This is a genomic window from Burkholderia sp. EMB26 (assembly GCF_024730645.1).
Classification (GTDB): domain Bacteria; phylum Pseudomonadota; class Gammaproteobacteria; order Burkholderiales; family Burkholderiaceae; genus Burkholderia; species Burkholderia cenocepacia.
On sequence record NZ_CP078071.1, the window covers coordinates 676,311 to 685,363 of the forward strand.

The following is a 9,053-nucleotide window of genomic DNA, read 5'->3' on the forward strand; positions in this document are numbered from 1 at the left end:
CTCAAATCACGACGGCTCTGCCGCCATATCCTCGGCCGGATAAAGCTGCAGCATCGCGCGCGCAGCCTCTACGTTCGGCGTCGTCAACCATTCCTCCCAGTCGTCAGGCCGCAGGATCACGACCGACCGTTTCTCGTCGCCGGGTCGGTGCATGTGCTTCATGATCGGATGCTCGTCGCCGTTGACCGTGATCATCGCCATGGTGTGCTGCTCGGTGCCATCCGGGCGTTGCAGCGTCCGCCAAATGCCGGCAACGCAAAGCGGCCGCCAGCCGGCGAGCCCGATTCGGTAGCGGATGTGCTTCCCCGTCTCCCAGTTCGGCTCGTAGATCCATTTCGCGGGGATCAGGCACCGCCGCCCGGCGCGCCACGCCGGCGCGTACAACGGCGACTTCCCGAGGTTGTCGTCGCGCACGTTCATCGTGCTCCGCATGATCGGCGGCTTGCGCCCCGCCGCCTTCGCCTTCTCGACATTGGCCTTTTGCAGCGCGCGCGGCCAGAAGCCGAAGTTGGCGATCAGCGGCTTGAACTGCCCGTCGACGTACCCGACGATCGGCGCGTCGTAGTCTTGGTAGATCTCGGGTTTCCATGGCGTCCATCGGTACAGATCGCGGAAGTTGTCGATCTTGAGCTCGCTCAGGCCCGGATCTTCGCCCGGCGCCACGTAGTTCGTGCACATCGCCGTCCCCTATTTTCGGTCTTGACGGCCCCATCTTACCCCGCGCTACACTGTATATCCATACAGTACGATGTCACATCATGAAACCGCGCTGGGCCTACATCTGGGAGTACACGGACGTCGAATCCGGAGAACGCCGGCGCACGCGCCTCCCTGTCACGCGAGCTGAATTTCAGTCACTGACCGGGCAATTCCCCGACGAATCGGACGTCCGCGCGCTGGAGGAAACGAAAGTCGATCGAAATTTGGTACCACTCAGGGACCCATGCCGCCGCATCGTTCCGATGCCGGACTTCATTGCCCCCACCGAATCGGAACTGCGCGAGCTCTGGCGCACCAACCGCGATCCTGAGGTCCGACGCCTGATCCTCGAGATCGTAGCGCTGCGGAAATCTCTCGAAAAGGTCATGGACTGGTGGAAATCGACTGAACGCGCGACGTCAGACCGCGGCGATCTGGACGGCCCGTTTGGGCCGTTTCGAAAGCTGTACCACATGCTTCGCGAAGAGCTGCGGCGAGCGCGGATGAACGAATAACGCACATGTGGCATTCTGGACGCTCGTCGCACTGGAGATTGACATGCGCACGATTCAGGAAGAATTCAGCGATTCCGACGACGACTGGTTCGGTTTCGCCTCGGCGCAAGACCGGAAGGACGGCCATTCGCTGCGGGCGTACCTGCTGCGCTACGCAGACCGCATCCCGGAACACCATGTCGTCGTGAACGTCGAACTCGTGCTACGCACGCAGCATCCGCCTCGCGGCGTCCGCCCTCCGTACCTGATCATCACCCACTTCGATCCGGGGCACTCGACTGACTTGCCGCTCACATGGAAGCGCAACGTCGAGGAACTCAAATTCGATTCCAAGACCACGTACGTCGAATGCGGATACGACATTTTCGACTCGTTCAGCGACGTCACGATGGACCTGACCGCGCGCGGGTTCTACCTCGAGCCGATCAACTAGCCCCTACCGCTCCCGGCACCGCCGGCGGTCACGTTGGCCGCTCGACTAAGCTCATCCGCCAGTCCCCGCCGAATTCGAACATCGGGGCCTCAACCATATCGACACCCCAGAAGTTCGTGAACGGCTTGATGTCCGGCATGCAATACCAGTGCGCACGTCCGTCGGCATCCATGGCCCACCAGCGAGCGGTCTTCGGGGCCACTTTCCAGTCGATCTCAGGTTTGCCCATGACAGCCTCCGTCACCCAGACGACGGAAGTCTAGTAGATCAACGTATCGGCGTCAGCGCGTCGTAGTCGCGCTCGCACTGCTGGCCGGCGATGCGGGCACGGTCAGCGTACTCTGCCAGCTCGCCCGCGCGCTGGTCAGCGCGGCCGAGCACGTCGGCAAGCAGATCGAGGGCGTCGCCGGCTGCCGGGCCTCCGGTGGCAACTGCGGGATGGCGGGCGGCTGCGACGAGCTGGTCGACACGCTGCTGCAGGCTGCCAGCGGCAGCACGAGCAGCAAAAGCATCCGCGAGCGCGGCCGTGCGTTGTTGGTTTGCATCTTTCGCAATCTCCGATTGAGCCGCGGCGCGGCGTTGTTCCTCGGCGCGCGCGGCCGCGACGGCGTCGAGCTGAGCCCTCTGCGCCGCGGCGGCCGTCGTACGTACGCCGTCGGCGTGCCCCTTGAAGTAACCGCCGGCCAGGCCGACGATGGCCGCCACGATGACGGCGAGCCAGACACGAGGATCGAACCAGGTCATTTCCGCTCCTTCGCATGCAACTGCTTCAGCTCGTCCGGCGAGTAGACGAAGCCCGGCAACAGGAACGCCTGTACGCTCCAAACCGGGTCGCTTTCCTCGTGCCGGCCGTGATCCTTGCCCCGGTGATGGAGCGCGCACAGCAGCAGTTGGTTGTAGGTAGAGTCGACGAATGCCTCCGGCCGGGCCGGATCGAACGCCTCCCAGTCGAAGCCCTGCGTCAGCTTGATCACGTCCCAGATCGGGTGCTGGCGCGGAATCGGCACGGTCTGCTGCAGTTTGTGGCTGAACATCGTGTCGACCTGGTTGAGCGCGACGCCGCGGATCCACTTCCAGTCGATCGCGTGCGAGAACGCCCATTCGAAGAACCGGTGGTGAGACTCGACCGCCTGGTCGTCGCCGCACACCGCGCAGACGTAGCCGCCGGCCGCCTTCATCGCGCGCTTGCTCGCGCGGAACGTCGACGACTCGGTGCGTGGCTCGTGGTCCGGGTAGAAAACGTCTTCTTCGAGCGTACGATGGGTTTCGTGTGTTTGTTGTGTGGTCATGGCTGCAAATGAAGATCCGCTCGATGGCGGTTATACTTGGTCGACTTAGAGGAGATTCAGATGCCAGAGCGCATTGGCGTTACTCGCAACGGCGACGTTGCTTTCTCGATCGACTTGCCGGACGATTGCCAAGGTTTTGAATTTGTAGTGCGCAAGCACAATGAAACCGAACGCATCTCTTTTCAGCTAACCCCAGAAGGTGCTTTGCAGATCAGTGCCGAGCGCATTGCTGGTGGCGGTGCGGGGGCGTTGCCCTTCGGATGGACTACCGGCGGCGGTGGCGGGGGAGCCCTTGGAACGAACAGCATGCCCGGCGGCGCAGGCGGTGGCTTTCCGGTCGATCGATCGTCTATCAAGTACGAGTAGCTCGCCAATTCGGCCGCAGCTACAATCCCCTCTCGCACAATGCGCGCTCTTCGGCGCGCCGCTCCACCAGGCCGGGCAGCACGCGGCCGCCGGCCGTCACCCACTGCTGCTTGCCGCTGTCCGATTCATTCATCGCGCGGCACGCGCCCTTCCATTCGCCGGCGTTGAACCGCTTCGCCGTCGTGCTGCCGCAGTAGGCGCCCGCGCCGACGTTGTAGGCGAAGCTGATCGCGGCGGCGAGCTGGAACTTGTGCCCCTTCAGACCGGGCGTGCATTTCAGCACCGGCTCGGCGTGCTCGATCAGCAGTTGCTCGAGGCGCGCGCGGCACTCTTCCGGCGTGAAGCGCTGGCCAGCGCGCACGTTCTTCGTGTCGCCGTAGCAGGCCGTGACGATCCCGATCGGGTCGGGCCGCGCGACGAGCTCAAGCCCCTCGAACTTCGGGACCATGGAAAAAAGAAGGGCTGCCGCAGCAGCCCCCACCACACCCGCCAGTGTCTTCTTCGGTACGTTAGCCATCGAGCAATGCCCTCTTCCCTTTGTTCTTGACCAGGTAGTACGCCTGCAGCCCGATGTACGCGATCGTCGCGACGGCTACCCACCAGTTGATGTCGTGGCCGGTCAGCCACAGCCAGAAGTTGCTTCCCACCGCCGGCGCCGCCTTGGCAGCGCTCACCGCGAGATCGTTCTTCATCGAGTCCCCGAAATGAAAAAGCCGCCCGAAGGCGGCAGTGAATATTCTTGACAGATAGGCCCATTGGGCCTAGATTTACCACCAGAGGAAGCGCATACGCGCGGCCCATACATCCGAGAGGACTCCATGAACACCACGATCGTCGCGGCGTTGCGCCGCCAATTCCCCTATGCGATACGACCCACCGACCCCGCAAGACTTGGAGAAGCTCAAGCACGACCTGCAGTTCAGCAGCGCGCAGATGGCGGACCTGTTCGGCGTGCAGGGCGGCCGGCAGTGGCGCAAGTACACGGGGGGCGAGGAACCGCGCGACATCAGCCCGCATATCCTGTTCTTCGCAGCGGCTCGCCTCGAACTGTCTCCGGAGGAATTCGAGCGGGTACTGGCGCGCATGCGCACGATCGGCGCCACGATCGATCTTGGCTCCGGAGAGCCGTCGTGAAGGGTGCGCTCTGCTCGCTCCTCGGCGCGCTGGTCGTATCGTGCAGTGGCTGCGGTGGTGGTGGCGACGGCGGCACGCCGCCGGCCGCCGCTCAAGCGTCGACACCGCGAACCGTGCTGATCGAGTCGTACGGCGATTCCACCACGCAGGGCTGGCAGGTCGTCAATGGCACCGGCCAGGTGACACCGAACTCGGCTCCAGTCATTCTGCAAAAGCTGCTGCAAGATCGCTTCGGTACGACGGTCACCGTGTCGAACAACGGCGTCGGCTCGACCGAAGCGTCCCAGTTGCTGAACGGAACCGATGGCGTGCATCCGACGTGGCAGAACCAGATGGCCGCGTCGAAGGCGCAGATCGTCACGCTCAACTTCGGCCTGAACGATGCCTACTACACCACGGCCAAGAAGGACGGCATCGCCGCCGAATCGCCGGACGACTTCGCGTCGACGATGACGCAGCTCGTCCAGATCGCGCGGCAGTCGGGCAAACAGGTCGTCATCTTCGAGCCGAATCCGACCTGCGAACCGATCCGACAACCGCTGATGCCGTCGTATGTCGCCGCGCTCCGCCAAGTGGCAGCCGCTCAACAGGTGCCGATTGTCGGCGAGTTCGACGCGATCTTGGCGATGCCGGACTGGCAGTCGATGCTCACCGATTGCCTCCATCCATCCGATGCGCTCTATGCCAAGAAGGCGGACATTGAATTTCCTACGGTGTCGACGGTGATTTCGGCGCTGAAGTAACGTCAGAATCGGTCGTCGGTATAGCAGCGGGCGACGGCGCCAAGAAATTTCCGTCGGCATACCCGTACCCGATGCATACGTCGGCACCATCTGGAACCTCGACCGCCTGGCAGCCCTCCGGAGGTTGCCAGGTAGCCTCGTCGCCGTCCCAAACCACAACATTGACGACGACGTCGTCCTGCACCACTGCGTAATTGCTCATTCCATCACCATTCGAAGATGATCAAACCTGCAGTGCCGACGGCGCCTGCGCCACCCGTAACAGCCGTCGAAGCTTGGCCATAGCCCGCACCGCCACCGCCACCACCAGCTCCATACCCCCCAGCGGCACTCCCTACCTGATAGGCGCTCGTGTTCGTTGCAGCGCGGCCGGAGCCGCCACCGCCGCCGAACGGCGAGGATGCACCTGCTCCACCGAGCCCCGCGTAATTCCCGTCGCCACCGGCACTCCCGCTCGGAAAGCCAGCACCACCGCTACCGCCGCCACCACCTTGGCCGACTGCATTCGAAACGACAGCTGCGCCGCCACTACCTCCTGCGCCGCCCGTCAAGGTGAGTGACGCACCGCCAGTCAAAGTCGTGTTTCCGCCCGTGCCACCTGCGCCGCCCGCACCTACCACGCCACCAGTTCCCGCGGCACCAGCGGCGCCGATGGTGACCGTGATGGCAGCACCGGGCGTGACGGCAAACGCCTGGCGAATCACCGACTGTCCAGCGCCCCCACCGCCACCACCACCGCCGCCGACAAGCGACGATTGCCCGTTGTTGTTCCCAGCGCCGGCCCCACCGCCGCCGCCAGCCGCGCAACCGCTCACATAGAGCGTCGTGACACCTGCCGGCACCGTAAACGTGCCGCTCGATACGAACCGCGCGATACCCTTTCCCGAGTACAGGGCGGTCTGCACGAACGCCGTCGTCGCGAGCTTCGTGCTGTTGTCGCCAGCCGCAGCGGTCGTTCCGTACAAGTTGAACAACTCTCCAGCCACGTCCCACTTCGCGCTACTTTCGTTGATCAACTCGAAGAAGCCGGAAACTCCAACGGGAAACGTGTAAGTATCGACTGCGATACCCGGCACCGTCATTTGTCCTGCTTTGTTCGCCGCAAGAACGGAAGCAATCGGCCCTGCGTACTTGAACACACGGATTGTGGACCCGCCAGGAAAAGCAGTGGCATCCGGCAACGTCAACGTGCCGTTCCCGTCCCAGGTAATCATCGCTCCAATGTCAACTGCACTTAGGGTAGCGTTGCCAGCATATCCCCTTGCGGTCCGATAATTACCGAGGGCTCGCTGCAGGAATGCGGTCGTGGCAAGCTTCGTGCTGCTGTCGAACTGCGGAGCCGTGATCCCAGCCGCATTGATCGCCGCCTGCAGGTTCGCCAACAGCGTCACCGTCGTGCCGTCGTCGACCGAGTTCTGGCCGGAGAAGTTCGCCGTGAACTGTGCGAGCACGGCAGCCATGATCGAGCTCTGGCGCCACACCTTGTTGAGCTGCGCCGACAGCGCGGTGCCAGATTGAAATCCCGACAGACGGGCCGACAGCGCCGCATACGTCGCCTGGTCGATAACGTTCGGGGAGCTGCCTCCACCGAACACGAGAAAGTCGTTCGTTGCCATCAATGCTCCGAGCATAAAAAAAGCCACCCGAAGGTGGCTTGCAGACAATGCGATTGGCGGTTAAACGGGCCTGCTCCAGGCTCCGACGTCGAACCCGGCCACGAGCTGATTGCTCATGTCGAATCCGAACAGGGGGGATCCGTCGACGGTCGTGACGATCGTGTAATTGACCCGAACGCCCTCGGGTTTCAGCGGGATGTATCCGCCGGAAAGCAGCGCAAGGAACGTCGCCGGCGGCACCTTGCCGGCGATCCCGATCGTCATCGACATGTCCTGGTGGTCCTCGATGAACACGTGGGTGTCCGTGTCGAAGATGCTGTTCAGGATCGCGGCGCTCTGTTCGAGCGTCCCGTCCCAGTGGTTAGCACCGATCTTCGCGCGGATGACGAGCCGGTACGTGTCGTCGTCGAGCACCGTGAGCCCCGTATCCGGATCGAACGGCCCCTTCCACGTGCCTTGGTCGAAGCCAAGGCCCGCGATGTCGAACGAGAAATAAATGCCCGTCAGCGGCGTGCGGATCTTCCGCGACACGCCGACCCACACGCCGATCGTGTCGAGCTGGTCACCCACTGCGACGTCCAAGTCGAACTTTCCGGGCATGCTCTCGATCAGGTTCATCTGGTCGACGAGCGGCTGCACCAGTGTCGACACCACCGCCATGAACCGCGGTTTGTCGCTGTGCTCCGACGTGATCAGCGCAGCGTATTCGGTCAGGTCAGCCATCAGGTCACCACCAGCGTCACGTTCGCCGGCGTGCACGACGCCGCCTCGTTGAACAGCAGCGCGACATCCGGCGTGCCGGCACCACGCGGCCCCGTGAGCGTCAGCCCAGACAGCTTGAAAGTCACCCCACCGCCGACGCTGTTCGCCGCGGTCAGGGCGTCTCCCCATTCGACACTGCCGGATAGGCCGCCGCCGATCTGCACGCCGTTGATGTAGTCCGACACAGCCTGCTGAATCTGCTGGCCCGCCTGGCTGGTGTAGCCGGTGAGCGCTTTGATCGTGACGGTGGCGCCAGTCGGCGCACCAACCGGCCGGAAGAAGTTGATCGTGATCGGTCGGCCGTAGATGTCCGTGACGACGATCGACGTCGTGCCGAACGTTCCAGCGCCTGGCGTCTTCTTCGCTGCGATCGCATTCGCGATCGCCGTCGCGTCGCCACCCTCGACGACGAGCGAGATCGAGTGCGACGGGATGCCGTTGGCGTCGGTCGAGCTCGTGTCATTTTCGTAGGCGACGTACCGCGTGACGCCAGGCACGTTCGCCACCGCGCCGATGATGCCGTCGAGCACGGTGAGCGACGGCAGCGCCGTCGACACCGTCTGCCGTTGACGCAGCGCTGCGTCGGATTCGACTGGCGCCCCCTCGGCCGCATCCGCCGGATTCGTCACCGACTGCCAGCCGAGCGCCGGCGTCGCGATCTGGTTGATCGTGCCCGCGCGCGCGGATATGTCACCGATGGTCGCGCACGTCGCCGTGACGGTGATCGTGCCGCTAGGCGGGATCGTCACCGTGGCCGGCAGCATCCACTGCACACCGTTCGCGTCCTTCGCCGCGCCATTCGTGATCGTCTTGCCAGCCTGCCCGACCAGTACCAGGTCGGCGCTCGAGTACGACGCGACCTTGCGCGCGATGCCGTTGATCTTGACGTTGCTCGACAGCGCGTCGCCCTGTGCAGTCGCGGGGCTGAAGGAGCGGTAGATCGCGATCGCCACCGAATTGACATCGCTGATCGCCTTCGCGAACACGCCGAGCAGTTGGCCGTCCTGGCTGTCCGGCTCCAGGTACGTGTCGGCGCCATAGATCGAGCGGAACTGATCCTGCAGAAACGCGAACACGTCCGCGTACGTCGGCGCGGTGATGCCGTTCGCGTCGATGGTGGGTGCGAGGGTCGTGATAGTCACAATGTCGCCTGTACCGTGGTGGTGCCGTAGATGGTGTTGATCGTCGCGGTGACGGTCAGTACGCGCGTCTCAGGATCGGCCGTGCTCGAGTAGCTTGTGAGCTCAGTCACGCCCTGCGTGCCGAGGATGCACGTCCGAATCGCGGCGTCGTACTTGCCGCTCGTGTACTTGCCGAGCACATCGGTCGCCCATGCCATGCCGGCCGTCGTATCCAGAAACCACTCGCCGCGCAACAGGCGCAGGCGCGTCAGCACGGCCTGCGCGACCGTCTCCGGCGTGTTCGCGAGGAAGTCGGCCGCGCCACCGCCGAAGACGTAGTCGCCGTCAGCGTCAAGTTTTCGGTATCGCATGGGA

General features: G+C 63.9%; 15 protein-coding genes. 5 read left to right on the forward strand and 10 right to left on the reverse strand.

The features are described 5' to 3' along the window. Positions 1-6 precede the first annotated feature (6 nt). The gene (locus KU887_RS19735) at positions 7-678 is read right to left on the reverse strand and encodes an SOS response-associated peptidase (RefSeq protein WP_258257409.1); all 672 of its coding nucleotides are present in this window, start codon (positions 676-678) and stop codon (positions 7-9) included. An 80-nt stretch (positions 679-758) separates the two neighbouring features. Here KU887_RS19735 and KU887_RS19740 point away from each other — a divergent pair, with 80 nt between their 5' ends. Then, entirely contained in the window at positions 759-1,214 is a 456-nt protein-coding gene (locus KU887_RS19740) for a hypothetical protein (RefSeq protein ID WP_027813659.1), read from the forward strand. Positions 1,215-1,257: 43 nt separating this feature from the next. Next, positions 1,258-1,647, forward strand: a complete 390-nt coding sequence (locus KU887_RS19745; RefSeq protein ID WP_258257416.1) for a hypothetical protein — start codon at positions 1,258-1,260, stop codon at positions 1,645-1,647. A gap of 28 nt (positions 1,648-1,675) precedes the next feature. Here KU887_RS19745 and KU887_RS19750 read toward each other — a convergent pair whose 3' ends face one another. The 3 genes from KU887_RS19750 to KU887_RS19760 are packed head-to-tail and all read right to left on the reverse strand — an operon-like array spanning position 1,676 to position 2,936. Further along, positions 1,676-1,876: a hypothetical protein gene (locus KU887_RS19750; protein ID WP_196446209.1), complete on the reverse strand. Its 201-nt coding sequence runs from the start codon at positions 1,874-1,876 to the stop codon at positions 1,676-1,678. 38 nt (positions 1,877-1,914) lie between these two features. Continuing rightward, positions 1,915-2,391 carry a DUF2514 domain-containing protein gene (locus KU887_RS19755; protein ID WP_258257425.1) on the reverse strand — a complete coding sequence of 159 codons (477 nt, stop codon included), beginning with the start codon at positions 2,389-2,391 and terminating at the stop codon, positions 1,915-1,917. Next, positions 2,388-2,936 carry a hypothetical protein gene (locus KU887_RS19760; protein WP_258257427.1) on the reverse strand — a complete coding sequence of 183 codons (549 nt, stop codon included), beginning with the start codon at positions 2,934-2,936 and terminating at the stop codon, positions 2,388-2,390. The genes KU887_RS19755 and KU887_RS19760 overlap by 4 nt, the downstream gene beginning before the upstream one ends. A gap of 60 nt (positions 2,937-2,996) precedes the next feature. Between KU887_RS19760 and KU887_RS19765 the strand changes: the two genes are divergently transcribed. Next, positions 2,997-3,302, forward strand: coding sequence for a hypothetical protein (locus tag KU887_RS19765; RefSeq protein ID WP_258257428.1), 306 nt, complete (start codon positions 2,997-2,999; stop codon positions 3,300-3,302). A 19-nt stretch (positions 3,303-3,321) separates the two neighbouring features. Here the strand turns inward: KU887_RS19765 and KU887_RS19770 are convergent, their stop codons facing one another. Together KU887_RS19770 and KU887_RS19775 are read right to left on the reverse strand one after the other, a co-directional pair. Then, positions 3,322-3,819, reverse strand: a complete 498-nt coding sequence (locus KU887_RS19770) for a lysozyme (protein ID WP_258257430.1) — start codon at positions 3,817-3,819, stop codon at positions 3,322-3,324. Further along, positions 3,812-3,994, reverse strand: a complete 183-nt coding sequence (locus KU887_RS19775; RefSeq protein WP_006495243.1) for a hypothetical protein — start codon at positions 3,992-3,994, stop codon at positions 3,812-3,814. Before KU887_RS19775 ends, KU887_RS19770 begins: the two co-directional genes overlap by 8 nt. 169 nt (positions 3,995-4,163) lie before the next feature. On the opposite strand from KU887_RS19775, the gene KU887_RS19780 reads away from it, so the two are divergent. Both KU887_RS19780 and KU887_RS19785 read left to right on the forward strand, forming a co-directional pair. After that, on the forward strand, positions 4,164-4,436 hold the full coding sequence (locus KU887_RS19780) for an XRE family transcriptional regulator (RefSeq protein WP_212203084.1): 273 nt from the start codon (positions 4,164-4,166) through the stop codon (positions 4,434-4,436). Further along, positions 4,433-5,179, forward strand: coding sequence for an SGNH/GDSL hydrolase family protein (locus KU887_RS19785; RefSeq protein WP_258257440.1), 747 nt, complete (start codon positions 4,433-4,435; stop codon positions 5,177-5,179). The genes KU887_RS19780 and KU887_RS19785 overlap by 4 nt, the downstream gene beginning before the upstream one ends. 206 nt (positions 5,180-5,385) lie before the next feature. Here the strand turns inward: KU887_RS19785 and KU887_RS19790 are convergent, their stop codons facing one another. Genes KU887_RS19790 through KU887_RS19805 form a run of 4 tightly spaced genes read right to left on the reverse strand, consistent with a single transcriptional unit; the run spans position 5,386 to position 9,049 of the window. Further along, positions 5,386-6,795 (reverse strand): hypothetical protein, encoded by a 1,410-nt coding sequence (locus KU887_RS19790; protein ID WP_258257442.1) that lies wholly within the window; start codon positions 6,793-6,795, stop codon positions 5,386-5,388. A gap of 60 nt (positions 6,796-6,855) precedes the next feature. Continuing rightward, a complete protein-coding gene (locus KU887_RS19795) occupies positions 6,856-7,518 on the reverse strand; it encodes a DUF2612 domain-containing protein (protein WP_258257445.1) in 663 nt (220 codons plus the stop codon). Further along, positions 7,518-8,699, reverse strand: coding sequence for a baseplate J/gp47 family protein (locus KU887_RS19800; RefSeq protein WP_034201707.1), 1,182 nt, complete (start codon positions 8,697-8,699; stop codon positions 7,518-7,520). Before KU887_RS19800 ends, KU887_RS19795 begins: the two co-directional genes overlap by 1 nt. Then, on the reverse strand, positions 8,696-9,049 hold the full coding sequence (locus KU887_RS19805) for a hypothetical protein (protein ID WP_034201706.1): 354 nt from the start codon (positions 9,047-9,049) through the stop codon (positions 8,696-8,698). Before KU887_RS19805 ends, KU887_RS19800 begins: the two co-directional genes overlap by 4 nt. Between the last annotated feature and the right edge of the window lie 4 nt (positions 9,050-9,053).

Excerpts from the sequence above, each read along its gene's own strand:
- KU887_RS19735 (WP_258257409.1), bottom strand. The coding sequence starts at position 678 with ATGTGCACGAACTACGTGGCGCCGGGCGAAGATCCGGGCCTGAGCGAG.
- KU887_RS19740 (WP_027813659.1), top strand. The coding sequence starts at position 759 with ATGAAACCGCGCTGGGCCTACATCTGGGAGTACACGGACGTCGAATCC.
- KU887_RS19745 (WP_258257416.1), top strand. The coding sequence starts at position 1,258 with ATGCGCACGATTCAGGAAGAATTCAGCGATTCCGACGACGACTGGTTC.
- KU887_RS19750 (WP_196446209.1), bottom strand. The coding sequence starts at position 1,876 with ATGGGCAAACCTGAGATCGACTGGAAAGTGGCCCCGAAGACCGCTCGC.
- KU887_RS19755 (WP_258257425.1), bottom strand. The coding sequence starts at position 2,391 with ATGACCTGGTTCGATCCTCGTGTCTGGCTCGCCGTCATCGTGGCGGCC.
- KU887_RS19760 (WP_258257427.1), bottom strand. The coding sequence starts at position 2,936 with ATGACCACACAACAAACACACGAAACCCATCGTACGCTCGAAGAAGAC.
- KU887_RS19765 (WP_258257428.1), top strand. The coding sequence starts at position 2,997 with ATGCCAGAGCGCATTGGCGTTACTCGCAACGGCGACGTTGCTTTCTCG.
- KU887_RS19770 (WP_258257430.1), bottom strand. The coding sequence starts at position 3,819 with ATGGCTAACGTACCGAAGAAGACACTGGCGGGTGTGGTGGGGGCTGCT.
- KU887_RS19775 (WP_006495243.1), bottom strand. The coding sequence starts at position 3,994 with ATGAAGAACGATCTCGCGGTGAGCGCTGCCAAGGCGGCGCCGGCGGTG.
- KU887_RS19780 (WP_212203084.1), top strand. The coding sequence starts at position 4,164 with ATGCGATACGACCCACCGACCCCGCAAGACTTGGAGAAGCTCAAGCAC.
- KU887_RS19790 (WP_258257442.1), bottom strand. The coding sequence starts at position 6,795 with ATGGCAACGAACGACTTTCTCGTGTTCGGTGGAGGCAGCTCCCCGAAC.
- KU887_RS19795 (WP_258257445.1), bottom strand. The coding sequence starts at position 7,518 with ATGGCTGACCTGACCGAATACGCTGCGCTGATCACGTCGGAGCACAGC.
- KU887_RS19805 (WP_034201706.1), bottom strand. The coding sequence starts at position 9,049 with ATGCGATACCGAAAACTTGACGCTGACGGCGACTACGTCTTCGGCGGT.